Source organism: Sphingobium yanoikuyae (assembly GCF_034424525.1).
Classification (GTDB): domain Bacteria; phylum Pseudomonadota; class Alphaproteobacteria; order Sphingomonadales; family Sphingomonadaceae; genus Sphingobium; species Sphingobium yanoikuyae.
The window spans coordinates 4623292-4650075 of the sequence record NZ_CP139979.1 but is presented as its reverse complement, the minus strand read 5'-3'; the positions used below and the strand labels follow the sequence as shown (position 1 = coordinate 4650075).

At 61.0% G+C, this 26784-nt stretch carries 27 protein-coding genes and 1 pseudogene; 21 read left to right on the top strand and 7 right to left on the bottom strand.

Annotated features, from left to right (window positions below; genetic code table 11):
• The first annotated feature begins 341 nt into the window (after positions 1-341).
• Positions 342-950 (top strand): DUF4142 domain-containing protein, encoded by a 609-nt coding sequence (locus U0025_RS21540; protein ID WP_004209626.1) that lies wholly within the window; start codon positions 342-344, stop codon positions 948-950.
• Between the two features lie 290 nt (positions 951-1240).
• Here the strand turns inward: U0025_RS21540 and trxC are convergent, their stop codons facing one another.
• Together trxC and U0025_RS21530 are read right to left on the bottom strand one after the other, a co-directional pair.
• Positions 1241-1696, bottom strand: coding sequence for a thioredoxin TrxC (gene trxC / locus U0025_RS21535; protein WP_080604481.1), 456 nt, complete (start codon positions 1694-1696; stop codon positions 1241-1243).
• Positions 1697-1698: 2 nt separating this feature from the next.
• Positions 1699-1881 (bottom strand): DUF3008 family protein, encoded by a 183-nt coding sequence (locus tag U0025_RS21530; protein ID WP_004209625.1) that lies wholly within the window; start codon positions 1879-1881, stop codon positions 1699-1701.
• A 354-nt stretch (positions 1882-2235) separates the two neighbouring features.
• Between U0025_RS21530 and U0025_RS21525 the strand changes: the two genes are divergently transcribed.
• The 14 genes from U0025_RS21525 (at position 2236) to U0025_RS21460 (ending at position 14772) form a co-directional block, all read left to right on the top strand.
• Positions 2236-2556, top strand: a complete 321-nt coding sequence (locus tag U0025_RS21525; protein WP_004209624.1) for a DUF736 domain-containing protein — start codon at positions 2236-2238, stop codon at positions 2554-2556.
• A 733-nt stretch (positions 2557-3289) separates the two neighbouring features.
• Positions 3290-3607: a DUF736 domain-containing protein gene (locus U0025_RS21520; RefSeq protein ID WP_004209623.1), complete on the top strand. Its 318-nt coding sequence runs from the start codon at positions 3290-3292 to the stop codon at positions 3605-3607.
• A gap of 73 nt (positions 3608-3680) precedes the next feature.
• Positions 3681-4004, top strand: coding sequence for a transcriptional regulator domain-containing protein (locus U0025_RS21515; protein WP_306452542.1), 324 nt, complete (start codon positions 3681-3683; stop codon positions 4002-4004).
• Positions 3925-4503 (top strand): DUF2285 domain-containing protein, encoded by a 579-nt coding sequence (locus U0025_RS21510; RefSeq protein ID WP_004209622.1) that lies wholly within the window; start codon positions 3925-3927, stop codon positions 4501-4503. Before U0025_RS21515 ends, U0025_RS21510 begins: the two co-directional genes overlap by 80 nt.
• Before the next feature lie 129 nt (positions 4504-4632).
• Positions 4633-4896, top strand: coding sequence for a helix-turn-helix transcriptional regulator (locus U0025_RS21505; protein ID WP_004209621.1), 264 nt, complete (start codon positions 4633-4635; stop codon positions 4894-4896).
• A 4-nt stretch (positions 4897-4900) separates the two neighbouring features.
• Entirely contained in the window at positions 4901-5785 is an 885-nt protein-coding gene (locus U0025_RS21500; protein ID WP_004209620.1) for a replication initiator protein A, read from the top strand.
• Positions 5786-6005: 220 nt separating this feature from the next.
• On the top strand, positions 6006-6518 hold the full coding sequence (locus U0025_RS21495; RefSeq protein WP_004209619.1) for a DUF2840 domain-containing protein: 513 nt from the start codon (positions 6006-6008) through the stop codon (positions 6516-6518).
• Positions 6515-7120, top strand: coding sequence for a S26 family signal peptidase (locus tag U0025_RS21490; protein WP_004209618.1), 606 nt, complete (start codon positions 6515-6517; stop codon positions 7118-7120). The genes U0025_RS21495 and U0025_RS21490 overlap by 4 nt, the downstream gene beginning before the upstream one ends.
• Positions 7093-7434: a DUF736 domain-containing protein gene (locus U0025_RS21485; protein ID WP_004209617.1), complete on the top strand. Its 342-nt coding sequence runs from the start codon at positions 7093-7095 to the stop codon at positions 7432-7434. The genes U0025_RS21490 and U0025_RS21485 overlap by 28 nt, the downstream gene beginning before the upstream one ends.
• Positions 7431-8114, top strand: coding sequence for a lytic transglycosylase domain-containing protein (locus U0025_RS21480; protein WP_004209616.1), 684 nt, complete (start codon positions 7431-7433; stop codon positions 8112-8114). The genes U0025_RS21485 and U0025_RS21480 overlap by 4 nt, the downstream gene beginning before the upstream one ends.
• Before the next feature lie 286 nt (positions 8115-8400).
• The gene (locus U0025_RS21475) at positions 8401-8772 is read left to right on the top strand and encodes a hypothetical protein (RefSeq protein ID WP_004209615.1); all 372 of its coding nucleotides are present in this window, start codon (positions 8401-8403) and stop codon (positions 8770-8772) included.
• Positions 8769-10631, top strand: coding sequence for a type IV secretion system DNA-binding domain-containing protein (locus U0025_RS21470; RefSeq protein ID WP_004209614.1), 1863 nt, complete (start codon positions 8769-8771; stop codon positions 10629-10631). Before U0025_RS21475 ends, U0025_RS21470 begins: the two co-directional genes overlap by 4 nt.
• The gene (gene mobF / locus U0025_RS21465) at positions 10628-13393 is read left to right on the top strand and encodes a MobF family relaxase (RefSeq protein ID WP_004209613.1); all 2766 of its coding nucleotides are present in this window, start codon (positions 10628-10630) and stop codon (positions 13391-13393) included. The genes U0025_RS21470 and mobF overlap by 4 nt, the downstream gene beginning before the upstream one ends.
• 695 nt (positions 13394-14088) lie before the next feature.
• Positions 14089-14772, top strand: a complete 684-nt coding sequence (locus U0025_RS21460; RefSeq protein ID WP_004209612.1) for a CDP-alcohol phosphatidyltransferase family protein — start codon at positions 14089-14091, stop codon at positions 14770-14772.
• A 183-nt stretch (positions 14773-14955) separates the two neighbouring features.
• Here U0025_RS21460 and U0025_RS21455 read toward each other — a convergent pair whose 3' ends face one another.
• The gene (locus tag U0025_RS21455; RefSeq protein WP_004209610.1) at positions 14956-15849 is read right to left on the bottom strand and encodes an SDR family oxidoreductase; all 894 of its coding nucleotides are present in this window, start codon (positions 15847-15849) and stop codon (positions 14956-14958) included.
• Positions 15850-16243: 394 nt separating this feature from the next.
• On the opposite strand from U0025_RS21455, the gene U0025_RS21450 reads away from it, so the two are divergent.
• Positions 16244-17935, top strand: coding sequence for an FAD/NAD(P)-binding protein (locus U0025_RS21450; protein WP_004209608.1), 1692 nt, complete (start codon positions 16244-16246; stop codon positions 17933-17935).
• Positions 17932-18432 carry a DUF1543 domain-containing protein gene (locus tag U0025_RS21445; protein ID WP_004209607.1) on the top strand — a complete coding sequence of 167 codons (501 nt, stop codon included), beginning with the start codon at positions 17932-17934 and terminating at the stop codon, positions 18430-18432. The genes U0025_RS21450 and U0025_RS21445 overlap by 4 nt, the downstream gene beginning before the upstream one ends.
• Before the next feature lie 60 nt (positions 18433-18492).
• On the opposite strand, the gene U0025_RS21440 is transcribed toward U0025_RS21445, so the two are convergent.
• The 3 genes from U0025_RS21440 to U0025_RS21430 all read right to left on the bottom strand — a co-directional run bounded on the left by U0025_RS21440 (position 18493) and on the right by U0025_RS21430 (position 20495).
• Positions 18493-18669, bottom strand: coding sequence for a hypothetical protein (locus U0025_RS21440; protein WP_004209606.1), 177 nt, complete (start codon positions 18667-18669; stop codon positions 18493-18495).
• A 169-nt stretch (positions 18670-18838) separates the two neighbouring features.
• On the bottom strand, positions 18839-20035 hold the full coding sequence (locus U0025_RS21435; RefSeq protein WP_004209605.1) for a DUF2252 family protein: 1197 nt from the start codon (positions 20033-20035) through the stop codon (positions 18839-18841).
• A gap of 205 nt (positions 20036-20240) precedes the next feature.
• Complete coding sequence (locus U0025_RS21430) at positions 20241-20495, bottom strand: hypothetical protein (RefSeq protein WP_004209604.1); 255 nt, start codon at positions 20493-20495, stop codon at positions 20241-20243.
• A 200-nt stretch (positions 20496-20695) separates the two neighbouring features.
• Between U0025_RS21430 and U0025_RS21425 the strand changes: the two genes are divergently transcribed.
• The 4 genes and pseudogenes from U0025_RS21425 to U0025_RS21410 all read left to right on the top strand — a co-directional run bounded on the left by U0025_RS21425 (position 20696) and on the right by U0025_RS21410 (position 25670).
• On the top strand, positions 20696-20971 hold the full coding sequence (locus U0025_RS21425) for a PadR family transcriptional regulator (protein ID WP_199909682.1): 276 nt from the start codon (positions 20696-20698) through the stop codon (positions 20969-20971).
• Between the two features lie 20 nt (positions 20972-20991).
• Positions 20992-22146 (top strand): hypothetical protein, encoded by a 1155-nt coding sequence (locus U0025_RS21420; RefSeq protein ID WP_157225201.1) that lies wholly within the window; start codon positions 20992-20994, stop codon positions 22144-22146.
• A gap of 177 nt (positions 22147-22323) precedes the next feature.
• Positions 22324-24033, top strand: a complete 1710-nt coding sequence (locus U0025_RS21415) for a ubiquinone-dependent pyruvate dehydrogenase (protein ID WP_004209601.1) — start codon at positions 22324-22326, stop codon at positions 24031-24033.
• Positions 24030-25670, top strand: a pseudogene (locus tag U0025_RS21410) (FMN-binding glutamate synthase family protein). The gene U0025_RS21415 and the pseudogene U0025_RS21410 overlap by 4 nt, the downstream one beginning before the upstream one ends.
• Before the next feature lie 870 nt (positions 25671-26540).
• On the opposite strand, the gene U0025_RS21405 reads toward U0025_RS21410, so the two are convergent.
• Positions 26541-26687 (bottom strand): lmo0937 family membrane protein, encoded by a 147-nt coding sequence (locus tag U0025_RS21405; RefSeq protein ID WP_004209597.1) that lies wholly within the window; start codon positions 26685-26687, stop codon positions 26541-26543.
• Positions 26688-26784 lie beyond the last annotated feature (97 nt).

Genomic DNA, 26784 nt, shown 5'->3' with positions numbered 1-26784 from the left:
GCTGGGAGCGCCGTTTTCCGGCAAGGCGGGCTGACGCATGAAAGACAAGCATTCCCTAACGGAAAGTATCCAAGACTTGTCGGATTCTTACAAGGCGACTCGCTTGCAAGCTTGTATCTGCTCATGAGCGACCCGAGGCTTTTAGCCTGCTACTGCCCGCCCGGCGCAAACCGGGCGGGCTTTTATTTTGTCGCGCCATTGAACATGGCGTGATCTCTGCTGCGCCTCGCAGTGAGCAGATCGATTTTCCGGGATTTTCAAAACATGCTTTGAATCGCCCCCGTCAGCGGAACGGCGGTCGGCTATCGGACGTTCGAGCGACATCCAAAGAGGAGGATGTCATGAAAAATCATCTGTGGATGAGCGTCGCACCGATAGCGGCCCTCGCGCTTGGTGCTTGCAGCCCGAAAGTGGAAGAAAAGGCCGACAACGCATTGAACGATACCGGCGCCGCCGTTTCAGGGGCCGTCAATTCCACCGGCAACGCAATCGACAATGCCCAGCAGGCTCTCATGACGACGCCGACGGGCCAGGAATTTGCGGACGCGGCCGCCAAGAGCGACGCCTTCGAGATCGAAGCCGCAAAGCTGGCGGCAACAAATGCCCAATCTCCTGAGGTGAAGGAATTTGCCAGGATGATGGTCGCCGCCCACTCGGATTCGACCGCCAAGATCAAGGCCGCAGCCAAGACGGCCAGTCCCGCGATAACGCCCAATGCCACGCTGACCAAAGATCAGTCGGAGGATCTCGCGGAGTTGAAGGCACTCAAGGGCACTGAGTTCGACAAGGAATATATTGATGGCCAAGTCGATGCCCATGAAGACGCTCTTGAGCTGATGCGCAAATATGCTGCGGACGGCACGATCGCCTCGCTCAAGCAGGCAGCTGGGGAAATAGCGCCTGTGGTCGAAAAGCATCTCTCGAGTGCCAAGGCGCTCGACAAGGACTGACGTGATGCCGCCTTCGCACGCCGTGCATATCTTTTCGGACAATGAAGAGACGCCGTAGCGACATCTCTCCATGGCCTGGGCCTCATGGCCCCTGCCAGCATGTCTGGCGGGGGCCTATTGACGGGGCGCAGGACAGGCCCTCGGTAGCAGACATCTACACGGAAGAAATCGGGCGCTGCCGGCTTTGCGTCCAGGCTCTGACCGAGCCGCAGTTTTGTCGACTTTACCCGCCATCAATATCTTCGCCCGCACGGTCTTTATGATAACCGAGGCACAAGTGGATCGCGCCGTCAGCCCGGACGCAAAGCTTGCCGTGCCCATTGGACAATTGCCTGTACCGGCATTGCGCCTGATTCTCGGGCAATCTCCTTGCCCTTTTTCAAAATCAGCATTGTCGGGATCGTCCGGATAGCATAGCGCGCCGCAATTGCCTGGTCGGCCTGCGTATCGAGTTTGCCGAGCCGCAACCAGGGCTCCAGTTGCGGAGCGGCCGCAGCAAAGGCTGGCGCCATCTGCCGGCAAGGTCCGCACCAGTCTGCCCAGAAATCCACCAGCAACGGGATATCGGATCGCAAGGCGTGCGCATCGAAATTACTGGTGCTTAGTGCGACCGGCGCCGCCGCGAAGAGATCGCCACCGCATTTGCCGCATTTCCCGCCGACACCCAATTTTGACGATGGCACGCGATTGAGCACCGCGCACATCGGGCAGGCAATGATCAGCGCCTGGTTGTCGTTACCGGCCAATGTCAGCCTTTCTTGGCGGGCAGCTTCTTGCGAGCTATGCTCGCAAATTCCTCGAGCTGCTTCTCGGTCATCGACTCTTCCATTTGCTTTGAAGCGCCGCGCAACTTCGATTTGGGTTGATCGCCGCGCTTGGCGGCAAGAGCGGCACCGGCCGCCTTTTGCTGCGCCTTGGAGGTTGCAGGCATATCCTCATCTCTCAACATCAGATAGCCCAGAAACGCATCATCCCTGCATTGGTGCCAGCATGCCGCCCTCCTGTCCCAACAGTCGAACCAGGTCCACTCGCGGGTTCTCAGGACTGCTGTGAGAGTGCCACAGGCTGTGGATCTTGGCTCGGAGCATGGTGAAGGCAGACCTGACGCCATCTGTCTGCCCAGCCCCATTCTCCCTCATCCTGGCCTTGGAGCAGCGTGATTACCTCATGCCGTCAACCCCGCGAGGAGGTTCCCGGATGCCATAGCCATCCGTGACGTCGGTAATCAGCTGCCCCCTGGGCTTGGACATCGGGAATGGTCCCGAGCAGACAAGGAGATCACATCATGGCTACCATCGTCGCGAACCTCATCGTCAAGGGCGATAGCCTTGAAGGCACGCTCGCCACCCTGACCATCAGTGCCCCCATCACCGTTGTGCCCAACGCCCGCAAATCGAAGGAGGCGGAGCCCGATTACCGGATCATCAGCCGCAGCAATGGTTTCGAGCTCGGTGCTGGCTGGAGGAAATTCGCCCAGTCGACCGGTGCCGAATATGTCTCGGTCGTTCTCTCGGCCCCGGAATTCGGGACCATCTACGGCAACATCGCCAATGCGCCGGGGAATGACCCGATGCGCAAGGTCATCATCTGGAATGCACCGGCCTGATCGATGCGTCCCGGTCCGCCATTGGTGGACCGGGGCGTGCCGACTGACAGCCCGGCAATGGATTGTGGTTCGCGGCGCCCTGCCGCCACGCTCTGGTCGTCGGGCAGATGTGCGCTGCGGTGGGAGAGAGCACCTTCCCTCATTGGATAAGGGGTGGCCCCTGACCATTTTGCTGCGCATGGTCGCGATCGCTGCACGTCTCCATACCGGTCGCCTGCTTGTTGCGCTATCATCCTTGCCCTGCCAGCGGTGAGCGCAATCCAGCAGGCAGCGCAAGCCTGCAGAATGATTTGGGGACGGGACAGAGCTGCCGATCCGGTCTGCCGAGATCCTCGTTGCCGGCATCGGCGACAGCTGGGCGCAAGGATTGATGTCCGCCTGATCGAGGATGAGCGCTTGTCAGTCATGGCTTCAGCCGTGCGCGCCGATCCCCGACCCATCCCACATTGCCGATCGTCAAACATGTCCGTTGCCCGTTCGTGCCGCGCCATGGGCCTCTTTCCCTGCGCATCTGCACCAACATCGCCTGCGGCTGGAAGGCTTGCCGCAATGGCGCCGCTCGCAGTTTCTTCCCCGCGGCGCTTCGCGTCGCTCCTCGCGAGCCAAGAAACGGCTGTGGCCCCGTCCTTCGCTTGCGCTGCGGGCCTGACAGCTGCGGCGCCTTCCTGTTGCTGCCCCTCATGCGCATCGAGGCCGCAATGGCGCGGCTCGAGCAACAGAAAAGGACTGGATCATGTCGAAGATCGGCAGCTTCAAGAAGGTCTCGGGCGAATATCGGGGCCAGATCATCACTCTCACACTGCTGGCCAAGTCGGTCCGCATCGTCGAACAGGTCACGACCAGCGAACATGCGCCCACCCACCGCATCTATGCCGGCGAAGCCGAAGTCGGTGCCGGCTGGGTCAAGACCCGCAACGAAGATCGCCCCTTTCTCTCCATCAAACTCGATGATCCCAGCTTCACTGCTCCGATCTTCGCGCAACTTTTCGAGGGCGAGAATGGCGAACATGATCTGGTCTGGAACCGCCAGCCCCGCCGTGGCGCGGACTGACTATGGAAAGGTTCGCTCCCCCAAGGGGGCGAACCGTCCCCATTTGCGGGGATAGCGACCCCCTGATGATGGAATGGCTGAGCTTTTGCCGCCACGCCAACTTCCCGCCATGGCAGAGCAAACAGGCGTGGGTGGCAATGAAGCGGCAGGGCGCCAGCAGCTCGATCTGCCTGGCTTTGCGCAGGAATTTCTCCGCCGCAACCCACGCTACCGCGCCGAATATCATGCGCTTGCCATCCTGCCAGCTGGACAAGCGCCATCGGCGCGGGAGGTGATGGCCCGGCGCTGGGGCCTGAGCTTTCCCCTGTGCCCCCGACATGTTTGCCGCAGCGCAGCCCGCGCTCTGGCATCCGCAGGCGGCGCCGGCGGTCCTCATCCTGGACACCGCGCCGTTTGAGGGCGCGGCTCCTGCTCTCTCCGATTTCGAGGGGCGGCCTGACATTCTGGTCGATCAACTGCTCGAAAACGGGCGTCACATCGTCCTGGCAGACGGCGGCGGTCTGCACCGCCTGTGGCTGCGCCCCGGGCCGGCCGACAGATCACTTGCCTATATGGTCATCAGAGACGACGCGATCGCGCTTCGTCAGGCCATGGTGCGCCGCTTCGAGCGGCGCACGGCGGGCGGCCGCGCCGACCGATTGCCGCCCGGCATTTGCCCCACGTCATTTCAGCGCCAGCGCCTATCCATGCTGCTCGACATACTCGATGCTGCCGGCGCGCGGGACGAAGCCCGGCTGACGACACACGAAATCGCGCGCAGCCATGTCTATGCCCACATGCAGGTGGGGCAGGGCAGCGAATGGAAATCCTCGTCCCAGCGCCGCCGCACCCAGCGCCTCATCGATGAGGCCCGGGCATTGATGGAGGGCGGCTATCGCAGGCTCCTACGCCCCTGAGCGCTACGCGGTGCGACAAAAACCCGGCGATCCAGATAGCCGCTCCACCATGCCGGACGCGCTTCGCCATCCTCCGCCGGACGGTCCGCTGATCTTCGATCCCCGGCCCACCTTCGATGGAGAATGATCATGAGCGCCAATCGCGCCCTGTCCTCGCCGCAATATCTCAGGACACCCGACGCCGCCCTGCATCTCGGCCTCAGCCCGCGTACGCTCGAAAAGCACCGCTGCTATGGCACCGGCCCGGCTTTTCACAAACTTGGTGGGCGCGTCGTCTATACGATCGACGCGCTCGACAGCTGGGCAGCGCTCGGCTTGCGGCGCTCGACCTCCGATCCGGGTTCAGGTGTCTGCCTGCCCGCCCGCCGGTTCGATGGCCCGGTACGGCGCTGAACCGATGGCACATCATAGCGCTCTCACCGTCCGGGACGAGCCGGACCGCGCGCAGCTCGAGCTGTTCCGTTCCATTCCCGGCAATATCCCGCCCCGCGATGCCCAGGATCTGATGGCATGGCCCTTCTTCAGCCTCGCCAAGTCGCCTCGGACCGTGCCGATTGCCTTTGAAATGGGCCAGACCTGGATATCGGTCGAGGCCGTGCATCAGCATGGCATGGCGACGATCTGGGATGCCGACATCCTGATCTGGGCAGCGAGCCAGCTGGTGGAGGCCCGCGACGCCGGCCGGCCGACCTCCCGGCTCATGGCGACCACGCCCTTCGAGATACTCACCTATATCGGACGCGGGACCAGCCGCGACAATTATGACCGATTGAAGGCGGCGCTCGATCGGCTGCAGGCGACCAGTGTCGCGACCTCGATCCGACAACAGCATGAGCGCCGCCGGCACCGCTTTTCCTGGATAAATGAATGGCAGGAGCGGCTCGACGGCAAGGGCCGCCCCCTCGGCATCGAGCTGATCCTGCCAGACTGGTTCTATGCAGCTGTGCTGGATCGTGCGCTCATCCTGACCATCGATCCCGCCTATTTTCGCCTTACAGGAGGTCTCGAGCGCTGGCTCTATCGAATCGTGCGCAAGCATGGCGGCCGACAAGTTGGTGGCTGGAGTTTCGACCTTTCCCATCTGCACGCAAAGTCTGGCGTACTGTCACCCTACAAACGTTTTGCCTTCGAACTGCGGGACATTGTCCGCCGTCAGCCGCTGCCCGGCTATCACCTCCTCATTGACCGGGACAGTGGACGCGAGCGGCTGAGTTTCGCACCGATCGCGCTCAGCGGCTTTGAGCGCGCCCTGCGCCGAACCCGTGCGAGCCAGCAGCGATGAGCCGACTTCGCCTCGTCCTATCGGGAACCGGTGGGCTCGTCCTATCAGGAACCCGATCCTCGTCCTATCGGGAACCGAGACCAGCGATAAGCCGCTGGCATCGCTTCCGGAATCCCGCCCCCTCTAACCATGCTAATAGGAAGGAATCTTCCAGATTCCTTCTAACGCGGTGCGCCGCGCGCCTGGTGATCGCATCCCCATGCCGTGAGCGAGACGCAAGATGACGCCAGCACGGGACCGCGCTGGCCCCGGCACAGCCGTGGCGGACAAGAAGCTTCACACCGACATCGAACTTGTCTGGATCGAAAAGCGCATCGAACATTGGATCCGCTTCGGCAACGCAGTGGACGAGACGATCCACTCGCGCTGCACACGCATATTGCGCTTCCCTCCCAACAGTCCTGTCGCATTGGTTCGGTGGTCGGCGAGCGACTATGGCACGATCCGATCGCGCATCGACATCATGTGCACGGTGATACCGGGCGAGGCCTGTTCGACGCTGCCATTCGTCCGCCCGGGCGCGCAAATCTGGCTCAGCATCGAGGGCGGGCCCAAGGTCCAGCTGGTGCTCGAGACAATCGATGCCATCGAAGCGGCCGGCATCGATCCCTGCGCTGTCGTGCCCGAACATTGGAGCCATGTCGCCGACCGGATTGCAGCGGGCGAGCAGCCACGCGCCTACACTGCCGAGCGCCATGTGGCGTGGCGCAAACGCAAGGCGCTCGGACGATGAGCCGGGCTTTCTATCGTCTCGCAACGCTGCTCGCAGCGCCGGGCTTTGCCATCGCCTTTGCCATGATTGCAGTCAGCGGACCCGCGCCACGCCTGCTCTGGAACAGCAGCGCGAGTGCGCCCGTCGGGCTCTATCTCGTCCATGTCGGCGCACGGGCGCGGCGCGGTGCCTTCGTCGCCGTCATGCCGCCGCCACGGCTTGCCGCCTTCATGGTGCGGCGTCGCTATCTAGGCGAAAATGTGCCGCTACTAAAGCGGGTCGCAGCGACGGCCGGTGCCCGTGTCTGCAACGCCCAAGGCATTATCAGCATAAATGGGATCGCCCGCTCGATCGCCCACGCGCGGGATCGGGAAGGCCGTGCACTTCCAGGCTGGGTTGGGTGCCGCACGCTCGAGAGGGGCGAACTCTTTCTCCTCAATGCGCCGGCCGACAGTTTCGACAGTCGCTATTTCGGTCCGCTTTCCAGCCGGACGGTGATCGGGATCGCGACGCCAATCCTCACGCGCGCCGCGCCCGATGCGCCCTGGCGGTGGCGCCGCGATGCGACAGCCCAGACCGACAAGGAGAATAATCGATGCATATCGGTAAATTCCGCAAGGTGATCGGCGGCTATGCCGGCCGGCTCCAGACATTGAGCCTCGATCTCGACATCCGAGTCCTGCCCGCCGGGCGAAAGGCAAGCGCGACAGCGCCGGACTGGCATGTCGTCCTTGCACGCGGCGACGCGCGCATCGACGTTGGCTGCGGCTGGACGCGCACCAGCGACAAGGCCGGCCCCTTTATCGCCCTTCTGCTCGATTGCCCGTCTTTCTCTCGTCCACTCCGGGCAAACCTCATGCGCTCCGATCGCAATCCCGCTGACCATGCCTTGCTCTGGTCGCGCAGTCTGCCGCGCCCTAGGGAGGCGCAGCCATGACTGCCAGATCCGCAATCATGCGCCGTCGCCTGCCCTGTTTTCTGCTGGCCGGCCTCCTAGGCTGTGCCATCGCAGCGCCGTCACGCGCCCAAGAGCATGGCCTGATCATCGCCGAAGCCGCGTATCGCTTCGCGCTTCCCGAGGACCTGATCCGCAGCGTCATGGCGGCAGAGAGTGCAGGCGATCTGCGCGCCGCATCGCGTGCTGGCGCCATGGGACTGATGCAGATCATGCCTGCAACCTGGTCTTATCTGAGCAGACGCCACCATCTGGGTAGCTCTCCCTATGAGCCCAGGGCCAACATATTGGCAGGGGCTGCTTATCTGCGCGAAATGATCGACCGCTATGGGGATCTACGCCTTGCTCTGGCGGCCTATAATGCCGGGCCGGGGCGCGTCGACGCCTACCGCAAATATGCCCGTGCCCTGCCCGCCGAGACCATCACCTATGTCGCTCGTGTCACCGAAAGGCGCGAGGCTGATGCCCGCAATATGTTTGTCCCCATGCCGACCGACTGGCGCGCGTCGCGCCTCTTCTCTGGCGGGATCGCCGCGATGAAGCCGCCGGGCGATGGCGCTGCTGCTCGTTCCGCGCTCACCGCTCATTTGCATGGTGAGGATGGCTTTGTGGATGTGCTGCCGACGATCTTCGTACGGCACTCTACTGGCTCGGCGCGATGAACCATCGTCCTACCGCCCATGTCGCAGTTGCCGGTCGGAGCGCCGCATGGTCGAAGCCGGTCATGCTGGCGAGCGTTGATTGGGGCGCCCATTGGGCAAGGTTCCAGGGCTGCGATGCTCCGCATCGAGCCAGCAATTTTGATACACACCTCACGCACGGGTGCATCGCGCATTTCTGCGGGGTTGACGGGATGCCGATAGCATCTCGCCAATCGCAACGGCGCGGACATGGCGCAATTGCGCCATTTCTAGCGATGGCAAATAGCATCTCGTCACAGGTAGTGCGATGAGCGCTCGGGCCCAAACCGTGCGGCTCTCTCCAGCCCAGCATCGCATCCTTGCCGAATTCGCCCGGCAGCGCGGCTTGAGCGAATATGCCATGCTCGCTCGGGTCGTGGACCAGGGGCTGATCGCCCTCGTCCAGGGAACAGGCAGCGCGATCGACACCCGCGAGATCGTGACCGAACTTGCAGCGGTCGGCACGCATGTCATCGACCTCGAGCATATGCTCGACCGCACGCTGTTCACCGCCTGCGCAGCCTATTGCTACGCCCGCAGCGCGGCGAGCGGCGCAGGCAAGAGCGACGAAGTCCTCACCCAGGAGATCCATGCCGCCTATGATCGGCAGCGGCGGCTCGCGCAGGAACATCGATCATGACCCGGCGAGACGATCGCCGCGACCATGCAGACGCCCTGCGCAAGCATCATCTCGGTATCGAGGGCGCGCGCCTCAAGCGGCAGGCCTTGGTGATGCTGGCCTCTATCGCCATCGGCGGACTGTCCTTGCCGACCATCTTGCTGAACAAGGACAGCATGCTGGCCACCGGCACCTATTATTGGGCCAGGACCAAACTCTTGGCCGTATCGGCCTGGAAGGCGGACACGGGAATCGATGTCCACTATCCCGACCATATCGAGGAAGGACGATCGGCCCGCCAGATCATCGCCCATCCCTATTTCCACCACCAAGTGGATCTTCTCTGGGCCTGCATCAAAGGCGGCAGCATGCTGGGCTTTGCTGGCTGGCTCGTTGCGCTGATCGCCATGCGTCATGCGATGGCCCGGCGACGTGAGCGCCTGCTGGCCGATCGCTGGATCGGCGGAACGCAGGTGGCGGACGAGAAGAAACTCGCCAGGCTGACCGGCAGGCAGGCCGATGCCCGCACCCTCTCGATTGGAAAGGTACCAATTCCCACCCGCCTCGAAACCCGTCACATGGCCATGATCGGCACAACCGGGAGCGGCAAGACCACAGCCTTGCGGCAATTGCTCGACGGTATCGAGGCGCGTGGCGAAGCTGCTTTGGTCTATGACACAAGCGGCGAGTTCATCGCACATTATTACGATCCGGCGCGCGGCGATATCATCCTCAATCCGTTCGATGCGCGCTGCGCCTTCTGGTCGCCGTTCGCCGAGATCGCCCATCCCGCCGATGCCGACCGCATCGCCCACCAGTTGATCACCGAAACCGGGAAACATGATAGCGACGTGTGGCTCGATACCAGCCGCATCCTTGTCGCCAACATGATCAGGGCTTTGTGGCGAGAGAAGAATGGCACTCTGCCAAACCTGCTTCATGCCCTGAAAAACCGGACCAGGGATGATCTCAAGCAATGGCTCGCCACCAGTTCATCGGCACGCACCTTTGCCGACGATGCCGACCGGGCAACGGGCAGCGTCCTTTTCATGCTCGCCAAGGCGGCGGACCTTATCCAGTTCCTGCGCGCCGAGGGCGCCAAGGAGAGCCCCTTTGCCTTTCGCACCTTCTTCAACGGGCTCGATCGGCATTCCGGCGCGCGGCCCTGGATATTCGTGCCAAGAAAGGAGGACTATTTCGAAGCGTCCAAACCCTTGCTCGCCTGTTGGCTGGAATGTGCGGCAAGCGCCGTGCTGGGCCTGCCCCCTTCCGATACACGGCGCATCTGGTTCGTGCTGGATGAACTGGCCGACCTGCCCCGCGTCGACAATCTGGCGCGGCTGCTGCCCGAGGGCCGCAAATTTGGTGCGGCGGTGATATTGACCTTCCAGGCGCTGGGGCAGATGCAGCACCGCTACGGGCCGCAGATCGCCGAGGCCATGCTGGGCTGCTGTAACAGCAAGCTGTTCCTGCAAAGCATCGACAGCGAAACGAGGAAATGGGCCAGCCAGACCATCGGCGAGTGCGAGATGGAAATGCGGACCAAGGCCGACATTCTGGTAGACGGTGATGAGGGCCACCAAATCAGCTTGGGCAAGCGGCGAGAAGTCCGCCCGGCCGTCTTCGAGAGCGAACTGCGCCTTGCGCGGCATGATGGCTATTTGCTGCTGCCCGACGGATTGCCAGTAGCCAAAATCCGGCTGACCGCCGATCATGTCGCGCGGCGCGGCCCCCCACGCCAGCCGCGGCTTATTGAAGCCGATCCGGCGACCATGCTCTGGGGCAAAGCTGCGCCAGCGTCCCCGATATCTCCGGCACCGCCATCTCCAGCAGCGTCGTCACCGCTTTCCACCCAGCCCGAGAGCCAAGGGCCAGTATGATGGTGGCATCGGTATCGGCATTGACCAGCTCGGCGCAGGCGAGCAGCTATTATGAGGCCGATGACTATTATGCCGAGGGCGGTTTGTCGCCCTCCCATTGGCAGGGCCAGGGCGCCGAAGCGCTGGGTCTGTGCGGGGAGGTGGACCGCGACCAGTTCCGTGCCTTGCTGGACGGCAGGATCGGCGATCTGCAGCTCGGCGCCTTTCGGGATGGCGCGCTTCACCACCGTCCCGGCTGGGACGTGACCTTGAGCGCCCCCAAGTCGGTGTCGATCATGGCCCAGGTGGCAGGCGACCGGCGCTTGATTGACGCCCATGGCCATGCCGTGAAAATCGCGATGGCGCATGTCGAACGGCATATGGCCGCGACCCGTGTACGCGATGGCGGCACCGTTGCGCGCGAGGCGACCGGCAATCTGGTCATTGCCAGCTTCCAGCATGGCACCAGCCGTGCCCAGGACCCGCAGCTTCATACCCACAATGTCATCATGAATGCCACGCAGGGTGAAGATGGTGGCTGGCGCAGCCTAGAACCGCGCGCGCTCTACCAGCTGCAAAAGCAGATTGGAGCCATCTATCGACAGGAACTGGCCTTGAAGGTGCGAGAGCTCGGCTATGAGATCGATGCCGGCAAGGAGTCCATGTTCGAGATCACGGATGTGCCAGCCGGTGTCATTGACGCGTTCAGCACCCGAAGTGCCGAGATCGAGGCAGCGCTTGTCGAAAGGGGAACATCTCGTGATGCCGCCAGCGCTCTGGAGAAGCAGATTGCCGCGCTCGACACGCGCGAGGCCAAAGTCCTCGCCGACCAGACGGGACTTGTTGCGCAATGGCGGGAGAGGGCCGCCAAGACCGGCTTTGGGGCAGAAGTGAGGTCGATGATGGTAAGAGAGGCTCAGGCCAGAATGGCCGATCCTTCTCATCGCGCCAGGATGGCGTTTGAGGGCGAGAATGGCGCAGCCCGCGCTGTCGCCCATGCCGCCGCCAGTCTGGGAGAGCGGCAGTCGCTATTTTCCGAGGCCACCTTGAGACAGGAGGCTGGACGGATCGGGCTGGGCCGGATCGGCTACGAGCAGATCGGGGCCGCAATCGATTTGGCCACGAAGAAGGGGGATTTGCTGGAACGTGTCTATATCGACCGGCGCGGCGCCGAATTTTCCGGGTTCACCACCCGCCAGAATGTCGAGACCGAAGCCAGGATGCTGCGGATCGAGGCGGACGGGCGTGGGGGACTTGCCCCGATCGCATCCCCACTTGCGGCCGCAAAGGCGGTTGCCAACGCTGCAGCGCAGGCCGAGCGCGCGGGTTTCGGCTGGAACCCCGATCAGCGCTCTGCCACCCAGCAGCTCCTGAACAGTTGCAACCGGATCACGGCTCTGCAGGGCTATGCCGGCACGGCCAAGACCACGACTGTACTGGCGACCTTTGCCTGTGAGGCTGCGGCGCGAGGCGTGTCGATCACCGCACTTGCGCCTACCGCATCAGCGGCGATGGTGCTTGGGCAGGCGCTGGGCACAAATGGCGATACCGTGGCCCGACACCTGTTATCACCGCAGCGTGGCGATATTGGCCGACCTGCCGCGTGGATCGTTGACGAGGCATCCCTGTTGTCGGCTCACGATATGGCGCGACTGTTCGAGCTTGCAGCCAAGCATGATGCCCGCATCCTGCTTGTCGGGGATGTAAAGCAGTTGGGTTCAGTCGAGGCGGGCGCGGCCTTTGCCCAATTGCAGGACGCTGGCATGGAGACCGCCAGGCTGGCCGAGATTGTGCGACAGACCAATGGTGCCACCAAGGAAGCGGTGCTGGCGTCGATCGATGGGGATGCCAGAAAAGCCATGGCAGCGCTGGATCGAGGTGGCGGGCAGGTCATAGAAAACGCGGATCGGAATGAGCGCTTTGCTGCCATCGCCCAGCGATATGCCGCGCTCGACAAGACAGGACGTGCCCGCACCCTCATCATCGAGCCGTCGCGCGAAGGGCGCGATGCGCTGACCGCAGACATTCGCGCCGCCCTCGCTCGATCGGAGATATTGACCGGTCCCGCCGTTGCCGTGGAAAGCCTCGCCAACAAGGGGCTCACCCGAGTCGATGCACGCGCTCCGCTGAGTTACGACAAGGGCGACGTCGTCAGCTTCACTCGTGACTATGCCGATAAGGGGGTGGCGCGTGGAGAAGCCTATCGCGTCGAAAGCATCGATCCGCTCAAGGCTGCTATCACACTCAGGGCCGAGGATGGGCGCGCAGTGGACTGGCGCCTGCGGCAATGGGGGGCAGGTCATGCTCAGGCTTTCTTGGCCCAGCCGATCGACCTCAAGGCCGGCGATACGATCCGGTTCACCCGCAATGACCGCGAGACGGGGCGGGTGAATGGCGCCCGTGCGCAAGTCCTTGCGGTTGATCAAGAGGCGCGCACCGCCACGGTCCAGACTGGACGAGGGAAGATCGAAACGCTCCATCTCGATTCCGCCCGCGACCGGCATATTGCCCATGCCTATGTCGATACCGCCTTTGCGGCGCAGGGCAGGACCGCCGACCACGTCATCATCCATGCCGACAGCAGAGCGACCAACCTGGTCGATCAGAAGTCCTTCTATGTAGGGATCTCCCGAGCAAAGCTGTCCGCCACCATATACACTAATGATCGCGACAGGCTCGTGGCTGCGATCGGTGAGCGGACCGGCCAAGTTCAGACGGCCATATTTCAGGCCAAGGCCCCGGCACTTGCAGCTGGCGCTAGGAAAGACGCTGGTCTGGGATGAGGCTGGGCCTTCATCCTGGCAGGGTAAAAAGTGGCGGCATCAAACAATTCGATTGGTTCGCGCCGGGCAACGTTCCCGCCTAGAAGTGGACCAACCGCTGTAGGGGGCCGGCGCCGGGCGCCCCGGCAAACAGCGATCGACGGTCGGGAGCGGACGGTCGGAGATCAGTGTCGCCTCGATCGTGAAACCAATTGCGCGCGCGCTTTGTTTGTTTCGACGATGAGTCGAAAAAGGATATCAATGATGCCCACGACACCTAAAACTACCGACGGTCCAGAGGACACCGGCGCTGGCGAGCGCACCAACCGGAAGGCCGCCCAGAAGGTCTCGCCGGGAGATAGTAGCGCAACAATCGCTGGGGAAGGGCTCGGAAGCCCTGCCATACGTACCACAGACATCGACGAGCCCGACGCCCCGGCTCCGACTAGTGATCGTCCAGATAGAGGTCCGAGCGGTGCCGCGACAGCAGGAAGATTCCCAGATAATTTGCCCAAAGGGTCTCGAAGCTAAACCCGAGCGTGATTGCAGTGACGGGTAGATAGCGGACTGTTTCCAATTCTCCCTAAGCAAACTTGAAGAGGCGCTGGGAACAACGGAATCGGTCGCAAGCTGCCATCAGGCATATGCCTTGGAAGTGACGGGAGGTATCGCCATTCTCACATTGCCCAGTGAGGCTCATGGCTTCATAAGGGACTATGACAATTCCCCTAAAGAATTTAGCCGCCCTTTCCCGCATCCAAGAGAATTGGCTTGCCGCGAAAGAGCGGAAATTGCTGAACTGGTTATGCGCTCAAATGCCGCAGTGCGTCACCCCCGATCTCCTGACGGCCTTGGGCATGTTCGGTGCATGTTTGATTTTCATAGGCTATGTGGCAAGCAATCTACACACATCGTGGCTGTCGCTCGCCATTGTTGGTTATGTCGTCCAATGGTTTGGGGATTCAATGGACGGGAGCATCGCTCGCTTTCGCCGCATTGAGCGTCCTTCCTATGGCTATTTCATCGATCATAGTTGCGATGGGCTTGCGACCCTACTCATCCTTGCCGGCATCGGCCTCAGTCCGTTCGTCACCATGGACATCGCGATGGTGGCGCTTGCTGGATATTTGCTGCTCTCGATCCACGCCTATCTTGCTGCGCGCGTGCTGGGAGAGTTCAAGCTGTCATATCTCGCAGCGGGCCCGACCGAATTGAGATTGATGCTTATCGCGCTCACGCTGATGATGATGGTTTTGGGTTCTGGTCCAGGATATTTTGGGCGCCTGTCGGGCTTCGACCTGTTTGTCGGGGCAGCAGGCTTTATTCTTATTCTTCTTTTCGTCATTCAGACCTTGACCACGGGCCGGCGGCTGGCGCGCTCCGAGCGCTGGGAAGGGTGAAAAGCAGCGTCTCAGGGGCGATGGCGGATTGCAGATTTAGAAACCGTAGCATGAACGACGCAAATGGTCGCTTCCCTTCCAGCTGGTTTCCGGCAACGCCCAGGGCAATACATTCCATGAAGGCACGTTCCCGGATATTCACTGCCATAACGGCCCCACAGTGATGCGGGGCCGTTATTTGCATCACGCGATACCGGCGCCTCCCGTCACACCATAGACTTCGCCCGTGATATAACTGCCCTCCTGCGAGGCAAGCAGCACATAAACGGGCGCAATCTCGACTGGCTGACCAGGACGACCGAACTGGCTCTGCCCGCCGAACTGTCTGACCTTTTCCTGCGGCTGCCCCCCGCTGGGCTGCAGCACGGTCCAGAATGGACCGGGCGCCACCACATTGGCGCGGATGCCCTTCTCGATCAGCTGCTTTGCCAGCGCCTTGGTATAGGCGACGATGCCGGCTTTGGTCGTGGCATAGTCCAGGAGAATGGCCGACGGCTCATAGGCTTGCACCGAGGCGGTGGTGATCACGGATGCGCCAGCAGGTAGATGAGGAACCGCCGCCTGCGTGATCCAATGCATGGCATAGAGATTGGTCTTGAGCGTACGGTCGAAATCTTCCGAGCTCACGGCTGTCACATCATCGCGATATTGTTGATGACCAGCATTGATGACGAGGATGTCGAGGCCGCCTAGGCCAGAGAGCGTTTCATCGACAAGTTTGCGGCACCAGCTCTCATCGGTGATGTCGCCCGGTAGCGCCAAGGCCGTGCGCCCTTCAGCCTCGATGAGGGCGACCACTGCCTTTGCGTCAGCTTCTTCACTTGGAAGATAGGAGATGGCGACATCAGCGCCTTCTCGCGCAAAGGCAATGGCTGCAGCCCGGCCGATGCCGCTATCGCCACCGGTAACGAGCGCCTTGCGGCCCTTGAGCTTTCCTGAACCGACATAGCTGTCCTCGCCATGATCAGGCTTTGGATCCATGTTTGCTGCGATGCCGGGAACCGGTTGCGGCTGCTCTGGAAATGGCGGCTTGGGATATTGCGCGCGCGGGTCCTGCATGGTGAGACGCTCTGCCATGTTCGCTCCTTGCTGAGTGGAATGATGGACATTGTCCGGGTTGCCTCCTGAGGCGACAGGGCAATTTACGAGCCGCAAGGGCATCTGGTTCCAGTGAATGAGCTGCGTAGACCGATCGGCGGGAGCAATTGCGATGGCGGCGGCGCGCGCCCTTAAACGATGGTAGAGTTCATATCGGCGCAAGACGCGCATGCTAGACGCATCATCCGTGGTGAAAACGGCGTTCAGCTGAGGCGATCTGTCGTGGCGGAGGGCGGGAGGCCGGGCTTTGAGGTCCTGTTCTGCGAGCTCATACGGTACCGATACCGCGTGGCGCTAACAGGAAAAGAGCTTAATTCGCATCAACTATGGCAGTTGCCATGGCACTCAATGGCGCCACGGGAATTGCACTGACATGGCTACCGCAATCGCTTTCGTCGGCGCAGGTCCGACCACCATCTATACGTTGAACGCGCTGATTGAAGCCCTAGGCAATTTACCAGGCCGGCCTGACGCCAATATCACCATATTTGAACTGCAATCCCAGCCAGGTCTGGGCACCCCATATCGGCCAGGCTGGAATGATCCCGCCATGCTGTCCAACATTGCGAGCGTCGAAATTCCGCCTCTGGCAGAAACGTTGATCGATTGGCTCGGCCGCCAGGATGAAGATCGGCTTCGCGCACTCGGCATTGATCGATCAGGCATCGACGAACGGGCTTTTTACCCGCGGGTAGCGCTCGGCCGGTTCTTTCTCGACCAGTTCACCCAACTGGTCGAGCGCGCCCGGTTGAAGGGGATCGACGTTCATGTCCGCGCGCGAACCAAGGTAGTCGACATTGAAGTTGAAGGAGACAGCCTGAAGCTGATGATCGCCCCAGCCCGCTTGCCCCAGTCAATCGAGTGGTTTGATTATGTCGTCCTGGCGACCGGGCATCAGTGGCCCGAAGAGCCCGAAGTGCGACCCGGCTATTATCTGAGCCCATGGCCGGCAAGCGCACTTCAGCGGATTTCCGCTACAAAGGTTGGGCTGCGCGGAAGCTCACTGACGGCCATTGATGCCGCGGTGGCTCTGGCTGTCGCCCACGGTCAGTTCGAATGCCGGAACGGCGGAGCTCTGACATATCGGTCAAAGCCCGGCCATGAAAAGCTTCAGATAACGATGATGTCGCGCAAGGGCCTGCTTCCGGAAGCTGATTTCTACCATACTATCCCCTACATACCGCTTTCGATCTGCACGGAAGCAGCGATCACAAGCCTGATCGAGGATGGAGAAGGCGATATTCTCCGTCGAGCCTACGCGCTTTTCCGGCAGGAGCTGCAGGAGGCTGACCCGGATTATGCGAAACGCATCATGCTTGCAGACCTCGCGCCCGAACAGTTTTCGGATCGCTATTTTGGAGAGCGCGCCAACGTCGATCCATTTGAGTGGGCAGCGACCAACCTGGCAGAAGCCAAGCGCAACTTCGCCAAGGAAGTCACCGTTCCATGGCGCTATGCCATCTTGCGGATGCATGAGGTGATGGCACTGATCGTTCCGCATCTTGATGAAGATGAACTCGAGCGGTTTGATCGCTTTCTAAAGCCGATATTCATCGACGACTATGCAACAGTGCCACACCTTTCCATCGAACGCCTGATAGCACTACATCGGGCAAAAAAATTGGATGTGAAGGCATTGGGAGAAAATTACAGAATCGATAGTCATCAAGCCGATTCCGGTGTGCATGTGTTGATTGATGGCGAAGATCACCATTATCCTGTGTTCATCGAAGCAACCGGACAGCGTCCACTCAATGTTGACGCATTCCCCTTCCCAACCTTGATCGAACAAGAAATCGTCCAAAATGCCGCAGACACGCAAGGCTGCAGCGTCAAAGGTGTCGCAATCGACGAGCTCTATCATCCTGTCTCTGACGACCCGGCGGCGCGACGCATATTCTGTCTAAGCCTACCTTTCATTCTTGGTCGCCATCCCTTTGTCCAGGGCATCACCAGCTCCCATGAAATGGGCCTGGTAGTCGGCGCTGAACTGGCTTGTGCGATCGCGATACGCCCATCGCGATCGCCTGTACGGTCCGAGCACCAGCCCGGAGCACCGATATGAAGCTTTTTGCGATATATGTGGGCGGCGAACATCCCAGGGCCCATATCGAAATCCACGATATGCGGTTTGTTGTAGCTGATACGATCACGGACACCCATGCAGCATTGCGGGAGCAATGGTGGGGGACGCCAGGCACGCTGCACATAGACTGCTGGGCCGAGATCGATCATGCCGATGGCTACAATGTCACTTTACGCCCAGAGCGATGGACGGGCGCCGAGAGGCTATATTATGTCAATCTGGGAGGGTATGACCCGACGGACTTCGCGGAGCAGCATCGCAACATGTTCGTCGTGGCAACCAGCCTGTCGCGGGCGAAGGCAAAGGCGATCGAGGCCGTGGCTGGATGGAAGGACGCCCATCGTGACGACATGTATGAGGCGGAGCAGGCTTTCGCGCTCGACACGATGGTCGGAGAGCAGTTCCACATCCATTTGACACCGAGCCTGCCAGCCCGCCCGTTGAAATTCAAATGCAGCTACAAACCGCTAAAATAGAGGCACTCCAATGAAAATCGCCGCCCCGGACCGGAGCGGCGATTTTTGCTTGGAGGACCGTCAGTCGCCGGTGCCGGGCTTGTCGGTCTTGGGTAGCTTGCCATCTTCCACCCGGCCTTCGTTGCGAAGGTCGCGGCCTTCCTGGGCCTTCTTCTGACTTTCAGGCGATTTGCCATGCTCGAAAGCTTCTTCCTTAATGTAACCGGCGGCTTCCTTGGCCTTGCCTTCAATGCTCATGATACTCTCCAATCTGCTCGAGACAAATATTGTCCCGCCAGAAGGACAATCCCTAGCCAAGAGGGGCGTTCCCGGTCGCAGCTGTCGCTTTAATCTCAATCAGTGTGATTTTACCGAGCGCAGTCGGCACGTCCGCACGGCTGAGCATCCTTCCCAGACGAAAGATGTCTCAGCGCGCCAGTGCATAAATGCGACAATGGTCGAGATAGCCTGCTTCATGTCGCGCCGCCAAGGCAACTACGGCCCGCCACAACCAGGATGGGGCGTCCATGCCGTTCGATCGGCCGTTGCGCAAAGTCGTGAGCCATGCGCGGCGTGTCGCTTTGTCCATTTGTCGTGCATGGGCTTTTCCCACAACGAAGGCGAGATATCGCGCGGCTTTTAGGGCCTCGCCCCGAGAAAATTGTTCTGCCTCGATCTTGAGGTCTTGCGGCATCAGTTCGCGAACGAAGATCGAATGTCCAAGCATCCTTGCTGTGGCCATGCGCTCGCCCAGATGCGGAGACAAGGCGCGTGCTGCTGCCAGCACGCGTTCAGCAGGATCATCCGGCATGCAGGCTCCGGACGCGATCGGCGCGACAGGTTGAACAGCTTCCTTGAGATCGACCAGCGCATGATCGGTGCGCTTTTTTCCTTCCAAGGTGACGACCGCGGCAAACCGCAGAAGGCCAAGCGAACTGCAACCCTTCATCCAATAGGCAGCGTCCGCCATGACAGGTGCGCGTTCTTTCCCGCGATGATCGAGAGACAGGATCATCGCGCTGACAGGCGGATGGATCACGACATCGCGCAGGGCCGCATATTCCTTTTCATCGAGCGGCCAAAATCGCTTGCCAAGAGGAATACAGGGTTCAATCGCCTCCAGCCGCTCTTTGGCCAGATGACGCCATTTGCGGTTGAGAGCACGGCGGCGAACCGTGCGCACCGCATCAGGTTCCTGCTGGGCCTCCCGCTCGTCCTGGTCCGGGTGGGAAAAGGCTTCGGCGTAGCCCGCAATCATCTCTTCCAGCATGCGAGCGGTGATGACGCCTGGAAGATCGGAACCGCGCGCCGCAGTCGCAAGTGACAGGCCAAGGCGGATAAGATCGTGTGCGGGATTGCCAATGACCGCCTGATCAAGATCGCGTATCTGGATTGCGACATTGCCGTCGCTATCCGCTAACGGACCAAGATTGCCAAGATGGCAGTCCCCGCAGATCCAGATCGCGGGCCCTTCCGGGACGATCCGGGCAAGCCTGCTATCTTCCAGCCATTCGTAGAAACGTGCCGTGTTGCCCCACACATAAGCATGGGCCGACCGTGCCATTTTGAGGTCGCGACGGGCATGGAGATAGGGAACACGTTCTGCAGGCGCGAATGGCTTCATGGAGACATGAACGAGCAACAATTTGTGCCGTTCCGTTAGCTTTCGCCATGGGCTTTTCAAGCTGGGCCAGTAACTGGCCTAGGGGCTGCGGCATGCAAGGCTGTAACATGCCGTGCTGCACAAAATGATGGATCGGATGGAGCTTTGGCCACGCTCTCCGAAAGCGTGGTCAGCAGCAGCGGCAGATCTTTTGCGAGGCCTGTGATCAGCAGCCCGACTTGCGCGCGAAGGCGAGGAGCGTCTCTGCGACAATCATGCGCGCGTCACCTTCTATTGCCAGGCTTTTCGGGTCGAGGCTGTGATCCAGTTCACAATTGAGGTGCGCTTGGGCAGCGCCTTCCAGATCGAGGGACAATCCCTGCAGTCGTGCCATGTTGATAGCGAATTCAAGCGTGGTCTGCGCCAGCTTGGTGGTGGCGACGGATTGCAGTCTGAGCGCGTAAGCTTCTTCTTCCGTCATGCCTTTTCCTGCTCAGGTTGTGCGAAAAGCCTGTCATCAATTCCGTGTGCGGAACTTAGTGGGACGATCGGCAATCGGTCAATCTCGAGCAACATTTTGGCGCGCTTCCATGCTCATTCCGACTGAAGCTTGACAATAAATCGATATAGGTAGATCTATCGATCATGCCTCGAACACGTTCCTTGTCCTCTCGCGCCCGGATGGTGCTTGCCATCCTGCTCGATGCCGATGGCCAATGGTCGCACGGATATGAATTGGCGCGCCGCGCTGATGTGAAATCCGGCACACTCTATCCGCTCCTCATCCGCCTGGAAGCTCAGGGACATCTGGAAGCAGAATGGCAGCAGCCAGTTGAAGCTGGCCGCCCGCCACGGCACGCTTATCGGTTGACGGCGAGCGGTGTGCAGCTTGCCCGCGCCAATCCTCCCGGTCATCCGGTCACAACTGCCGTGCGCAGCCGGCAGGCAACCATATGAGCATAAGGCTTCGTCGCCGCTTGATCGATCTGGCCTGTCGTGCGCTGCAAGCTACGCTGCCCACGCCTTTGCAGCGATGGGGATGGGCGATCCGTTGCGAAGCCGCTGCCATCCCGGATGACAGCAAGGCTCTCTTATTCACGCTCGGCAGCCTATGTGGGCTCATGCCGCGTGCGGTCGCATCCCGCCTGCTGACCATCTTCGCCTCGCCTGTTGGTGACCATGTTTCCCGTCCGGAAGGATCGACCATCATGCATATCGTCAACGCCGCTACACGTCGTCCCCATGCGCTGGGCATCGTCTGTCTGACCAGCGCTGTCCTGCTCGGCACTGCCTATATGGCGATCGCCGGCGCGCCGATGCGCTATCTTGGGGTGAACCTGGGCGCCTTGATCATCGGCTTGACTCTGCTGCTGCTGCTGGAACGCGCGGCCCGATCGGGGCAAGGTTGGACGGACGGGGCAAACCTCATGATGGCAGGCGCATTGTTGGCAACAGCTCTTTTCGGCTCCCAAGCCGATGGAATAGCGCGCTGGGTTTATTGGGGCGGATTGGCGATGCAGCCAAGTCTGATCCTCTTGCCGACAATGCTCGTCGCATTTTCGCGTTTTCGAAACGTCCCCGCGACTGTCAGCATCGTCGCGGCTGCGGTCGCAATGGCGCTTCAGCCCGATCGCGCGATGGCGGCGATGCTCGTGATCTGCCTAACCGCGCTTGCAGTCATGCGCCCCGATCGACATGTGTGCACCGCACTTGCTGCCAGCGCCGCGAGCTTTGCGGCAACGCTGATCCGTGCCGACAGACTGCCCGCAATACCCTATGTCGATCAGATTCTCTATTCATCGTTCGACCTTCATGCCGTTGCGGGACTGGCGGTATTGGGCGGCTTGATGCTGCTCGTCGTCCCTTCCGTCATTGGTTGGCGCCGGGCTGCCGAGAGCCGCGCAATCTATGTCGCTTTCGGCGCCGTCTGGTTCGCCGCGATCCTGGCGGCTGCCCTGGGCAATTATCCGACGCCGGTTGTGGGTTATGGCGGCAGCGCCATCATCGGCTATGCGCTAAGCCTGCTGGCGCTGCCAAAATTCTCCAGTGCCAATGCCCTGGCTACTGCCCCCAAGTGCGGCGCTATCGATGAGATGCCCACGGACGGCCCGTTGAGCGTCGCGCTTGCCTGATGACGTGCGGCGCTTCTATCGGCTCGCAGCTGATGAGGGGCAGCCCGTTGTAACGGCAAGAGGTGCCAGGCGGCCACCAGACGGCCGCGCGCCGTTCAACATAACTCATTTGTAACGGAACATGGGTGCCGCTCGCCGCTTACCCCTGCATCTCAAGATGCTATCGGGGAACAGTTCATGACCACAGTGGCGCAGGTAATCGTGGAAACGCTCGCGGCAGCCGGGGCTAGGCGCTGCTACGGCGTCCCGGGCGACACCCTCAACCATGTGACTGACGCCATCCGCGAAAGCGATATTCGCTGGGTCCATGTGCGCCACGAGGAGGCGGGCGGATTTGCAGCGGGGGCAGACTCGATGCTGACCGGCGAATTGGCGCTGTGCGCGGGCTCCTGCGGCCCCGGCAGTCTCCACTTCATCAATGGCCTGTTCGAATCCCACCGCAATCGCGCGCCCGTGGTCCTGATTGCCAGCCAGATCGTTCGCGATGAGCTGGGCTTCGACTTCCCACAGGAGGTCGACTTCCGGTCCATCTACCAGAGCTGCAGCGTATTCTGCGAAGAAATCAGGACGCCCGCACAGGCGCGGCGCAAGACCGCGATGGCAGCCCAGGCCGCTCTGGCGAAGAAAGGGGTGGCGGTACTGATCGTACCTGCGGATGTCTCGAGCGCCAAGGCCCCCGACGAGCCACCCTTTGCGGTTCATCCCGCCCGTCCGCTCATACGCCCGACCGATGCGGATATCGACCGCATCGCCGCTGAGATCGCCAAGGGCAAGAAGATCGCCATCTACGGTGGATCGGGTTGCGAGGGCGCCCATGATCAGATCATTGCCTTGGCGCACGCGCTCCAGGCACCGGTCGCCCATACCTCGCGCGCCAAGGATTTCCTGGAGCATGACAATGCTTTCAATGTCGGGATGACCGGCATATTCGGCGGTGAGGCGGGCTATCATGCGCTGATGGCCTGCGACACGCTGCTGCTGCTGGGCTGCGATTTTGCCTGGCGGCAATTTTATCCCGAAAAGGCAACCATCATCCAGGTCGACATAGATGGTAGCCATCTGGGACGACGCCATCCTGTCGACCTTGGCGTCGTGGGCGATGTTGCTGCGACGATCGAAGCGCTGCTGCCACGCATAGCATCGCGCAGCGAACGCGCGTTTCTCGACGAATGCCTTGCGCATCGTGCCCGAACGGTTGAGGATCAGGCCAAGCATGCGACCATCGGCAAAGGTGGGGCAATTCATCCCCAATATCTCACCGAGATGATTTCACGGCATGCGCCCGCCGATAGCATCTACACCGCCGATGGTGGATCGCCGATGGTATGGTGCCTGCGCCATGTCGCGGCCACCGGGCGCAATCGCACCGTTATCAGCCTGAGCCATGGCACCATGGCCAATGCCATGCCTCAGGCCTTGGGAGCCAAGGCGGCGTTCCCCGACCGAACCGTGATATCCTTGTCGGGCGATGGCGGCATCGCCATGCTGTTGGGCGACTTGCTGACCGCAGTGCAGGAGAAGCTGCCGATCAAGGTCGCGGTGTTCAACAATGGCGCACTCGATTTCGTCGAAATCGAGCAGAAGGTTGAAGGGCTGCTGGAGGCCTATACCGACCTCGTCAATCCTGATTTCGCGCGCGTGGCCGAGGCAATGGGGCTATGGGGCCGGCGCGTTGAACAAGCCGACCAGCTTGAAGGGGCCGTAACGGACTGGCTCGCCGCGCCCGGACCGGCTCTGCTTGATGTGGTCACGGATCGGTTCGAACTCGTCATGCCGCCCAAGGTCGAAGTGGGGCAAGTCGCGGGCATGGCGCTCTATTCGGCCAAGGCGGTGCTCAACGGACGCGGTCGCGATGTGGTCGGGCTGATCCGAAATCTTCTCTCGTGAGCGAGAGACCCAATCTGGTCGCGGCATTGACGCGCGACCGTCCGCTGTCCCGAAACCTGCTGCTGCTGATCGGGCTCGTCGGCACGATTGGAACGCTGGCCATTGGCCGGCATCATCGCCATGCGCTGTGGCTGTTGCTTGTGCTCGCGCCGATTCTGGTCCTGGCGTTGACCGATCTGTTCCAGTCGCATCATAGCCTGCGTCGAAACTATCCCGCCTCCGCCCGCTTCCGCTGGTTCTTCGAATGGTTGCGTCCCTTTGCCAGGGCCTATTTCGTCGAAAGTGATCTGGATGGGCGACCTTATAGCCATGATGAACGGGCGCTCGTCTACGCCCGCGCCAAGGGCGAGGCGGATGCCCATCCATTCGGCACCGAACTCGACGTCTATTCCGACGAATATGAGTGGCTTGCCCATTCGATCGCCCCCTCCCGCAACGCCCCGAGGGAAACACGGGTCCATGTCGGCACGGATCAATGCAGTCGGCCTTATCAGGCGGCGCGCCTCAATATTTCGGCCATGAGCTTCGGCGCACTCGGCAGCAATGCTATCGAGGCGCTCAATCTTGGCGCAAAGATCGGTGCTTTCTATCACGACACCGGAGAAGGCGGCCTGTCGCCCTATCATCTCAAACATGGCGGTGACATCGTCTGGGAAATAGGGTCGGGCTATTTTGGCTGCCGAGACCGACAAGGCCAGTTTGATCCAAGCCATTTTGCTGATCGGGCCGCCCATGACGCGGTGAAGATGACGGAGATCAAGCTGAGCCAGGGCGCCAAGCCCGGTCATGGCGGACTATTGCCAGCGGCCAAGGTAACGCGCGAAATCGCCGAAACCCGCGACGTGCCCATGGGCGAGGACTGCCTGTCGCCCGCTGGGCACAGCGCCTTTTCCACGCCGATCCAGCTTGTCGAATTTGCTGGAAGGATGCGCGAACTTTCGGGCGGCAAACCGGTCGGGATCAAACTGTGCGTGGGCTACCCCCATGAACTTTTCGCCGTCGTGAAGGCGATGATCGAGACCGGCATCCTGATCGACTTCATCGTGATTGACGGCGCCGAGGGCGGTACCGGAGCTGCTCCCACCGAATTGTCTGACCGGGTCGGCATGCCGCTGCGGGAGGGGCTGATGCTTGCGCGCAACGCACTTGTCGGCACAAATCTCAAGGGGAAGATCAGACTGGCGGCGTCGGGCAAGGTCAGTTCGGGTGCGGGGATCGCGATGAATGCGGCTCTGGGCGCAGACTGGTGCAATGCGGCGCGAGCCTTCATGTTTTCGCTCGGCTGCGTTCAGTCCATGCGCTGCCATACCGACACCTGTCCGACCGGCGTGGCGACGCAGTCACCGGCCCGTCAGAGAGGCCTGGTGATTCCCGAGAAGGCAGAACGTGTCGCCCGGTTCCAGCAATCCACCCTGTCGGCCCTGCATGACATCGTCGTCGCATGCGGCCTCAATTCCCCTGACGAGTTTACGCCGGACGGATTGCGCCAGCGGATCAGCGCCGTTGAGATGCGTTCCTTCGATGAACTCTAACCATTCGTTGAGCCTGGGGAACTGCTCGAAGGCGCTCGCGATCCGCGTCTTGCGCGCTGGTGGGCACAGGCTGATGCAACCTCGTTCAAGAGGCAAATAGCCTGATCGATGGTAGGCAAGCCCGGCTCGGTCTGACCTTGGATTGCGCTCACCCGAAAGCATTCGCCCGCGGCTGCACGAGCCACTATTTCCGGTGTCTCGCGCTGATCGCCGACGGATTAAAGATATCCGCGAACGCCGAGAAAGAAGCGAAGTCTGGCAAAAGCCAGCCTATTCAACCGGGAGGGCTTTCCACAAGCTGGGTAGACTGAGCAATACGTCAGCGCACAAATGTCGGTTTAGAGAGCGCAGAAGACGACCCAGCAGCCTATCGATCGCCATCTTTTTCAAACTGAGTAATCGACTCATGGCTGCGGAGGGAGCCATTGAAAATTGGAGTATATTCTTTGTCTTGCAACCGCATGGACACTGGATTGTTATGAAGAAAATATCTGGAAAAAGAAGGTAGGCATGCCACACAAGGATTTTCAAGTGAGGAAAGCTGATAACGGATTGGCGAATATTGCGAAATCCGATCCTGCGCAAGACCTTGACCGTGCAGCTGAGAAATCATGCGCTACCTCGAAGCCCTCGCGCCGAATTCTGACACTCCCGTTCGCGACGAATTAGCAACAGAGCGGCCTGTCCAGGTTCCGCACGCAGACATGATGCGGCATGATCCGGCCATCGAAATGCCGGCAGCACGCTGACGGGATAGCTACTATCTCTCGAGGTGGTAGACATTTCTTTAGAAACGACGATGCAGAGAAATGGTAGCTCGGCGTCACCGTGGCTTAAACTTTCCGATCGACCAGAGAATGTTAGTGATCAGAAATCCCGCCTTTGATGAACATTGAAGGGCATGGGTTACTCGCGCCTAGCCCCCCAACATTCCGCTGGTTCACATCGCTAATTTTGGGCGCCCGGTTTTTCCTATCAGGCCCGTCTTCCGGTCACGAACTGATAGACCAGAACGATTACGGCCAGAACCAGGAGTAGATGGATCAGGCCACCGCCGACCGGAATGACGAACGCGCCCAGAACCCAGAGAACGAGAAGGACTAGGAGAATTGTCCACAACATAGAGGCGTTCCTTTTTCATCGAGTAGAAACTGTCCAAATATAAATCATCTCAGCCCACGCGCGAACAGGAGAGCCGTTAGCAGAATGGCGCCACCCA

Bases quoted from the DNA above. Each gene is read 5' to 3' on its own strand.
- U0025_RS21435 (WP_004209605.1), bottom strand. From the start codon at position 20,035: ATGAAGCCATTCGCGCCTGCAGAACGTGTTCCCTATCTCCATGCCCGT.
- U0025_RS21425 (WP_199909682.1), top strand. From the start codon at position 20,696: ATGGTGCTTGCCATCCTGCTCGATGCCGATGGCCAATGGTCGCACGGA.
- mobF (WP_004209613.1), top strand. From the start codon at position 10,628: ATGATGGTGGCATCGGTATCGGCATTGACCAGCTCGGCGCAGGCGAGC.
- U0025_RS21455 (WP_004209610.1), bottom strand. From the start codon at position 15,849: ATGGCAGAGCGTCTCACCATGCAGGACCCGCGCGCGCAATATCCCAAG.
- U0025_RS21505 (WP_004209621.1), top strand. From the start codon at position 4,633: ATGAGCGCCAATCGCGCCCTGTCCTCGCCGCAATATCTCAGGACACCC.
- U0025_RS21510 (WP_004209622.1), top strand. From the start codon at position 3,925: ATGTTTGCCGCAGCGCAGCCCGCGCTCTGGCATCCGCAGGCGGCGCCG.
- U0025_RS21450 (WP_004209608.1), top strand. From the start codon at position 16,244: ATGGCTACCGCAATCGCTTTCGTCGGCGCAGGTCCGACCACCATCTAT.
- U0025_RS21490 (WP_004209618.1), top strand. From the start codon at position 6,515: ATGAGCCGGGCTTTCTATCGTCTCGCAACGCTGCTCGCAGCGCCGGGC.
- U0025_RS21440 (WP_004209606.1), bottom strand. From the start codon at position 18,669: ATGAGCATTGAAGGCAAGGCCAAGGAAGCCGCCGGTTACATTAAGGAA.
- U0025_RS21525 (WP_004209624.1), top strand. From the start codon at position 2,236: ATGGCTACCATCGTCGCGAACCTCATCGTCAAGGGCGATAGCCTTGAA.
- U0025_RS21470 (WP_004209614.1), top strand. From the start codon at position 8,769: ATGACCCGGCGAGACGATCGCCGCGACCATGCAGACGCCCTGCGCAAG.
- U0025_RS21515 (WP_306452542.1), top strand. From the start codon at position 3,681: ATGGCTGAGCTTTTGCCGCCACGCCAACTTCCCGCCATGGCAGAGCAA.
- U0025_RS21530 (WP_004209625.1), bottom strand. From the start codon at position 1,881: ATGCCTGCAACCTCCAAGGCGCAGCAAAAGGCGGCCGGTGCCGCTCTT.
- U0025_RS21460 (WP_004209612.1), top strand. From the start codon at position 14,089: ATGACAATTCCCCTAAAGAATTTAGCCGCCCTTTCCCGCATCCAAGAG.
- U0025_RS21500 (WP_004209620.1), top strand. From the start codon at position 4,901: ATGGCACATCATAGCGCTCTCACCGTCCGGGACGAGCCGGACCGCGCG.
- U0025_RS21485 (WP_004209617.1), top strand. From the start codon at position 7,093: ATGCATATCGGTAAATTCCGCAAGGTGATCGGCGGCTATGCCGGCCGG.
- U0025_RS21520 (WP_004209623.1), top strand. From the start codon at position 3,290: ATGTCGAAGATCGGCAGCTTCAAGAAGGTCTCGGGCGAATATCGGGGC.
- U0025_RS21405 (WP_004209597.1), bottom strand. From the start codon at position 26,687: ATGTTGTGGACAATTCTCCTAGTCCTTCTCGTTCTCTGGGTTCTGGGC.
- U0025_RS21495 (WP_004209619.1), top strand. From the start codon at position 6,006: ATGACGCCAGCACGGGACCGCGCTGGCCCCGGCACAGCCGTGGCGGAC.
- U0025_RS21430 (WP_004209604.1), bottom strand. From the start codon at position 20,495: ATGACGGAAGAAGAAGCTTACGCGCTCAGACTGCAATCCGTCGCCACC.
- U0025_RS21445 (WP_004209607.1), top strand. From the start codon at position 17,932: ATGAAGCTTTTTGCGATATATGTGGGCGGCGAACATCCCAGGGCCCAT.
- U0025_RS21480 (WP_004209616.1), top strand. From the start codon at position 7,431: ATGACTGCCAGATCCGCAATCATGCGCCGTCGCCTGCCCTGTTTTCTG.
- U0025_RS21475 (WP_004209615.1), top strand. From the start codon at position 8,401: ATGAGCGCTCGGGCCCAAACCGTGCGGCTCTCTCCAGCCCAGCATCGC.
- U0025_RS21415 (WP_004209601.1), top strand. From the start codon at position 22,324: ATGACCACAGTGGCGCAGGTAATCGTGGAAACGCTCGCGGCAGCCGGG.
- U0025_RS21540 (WP_004209626.1), top strand. From the start codon at position 342: ATGAAAAATCATCTGTGGATGAGCGTCGCACCGATAGCGGCCCTCGCG.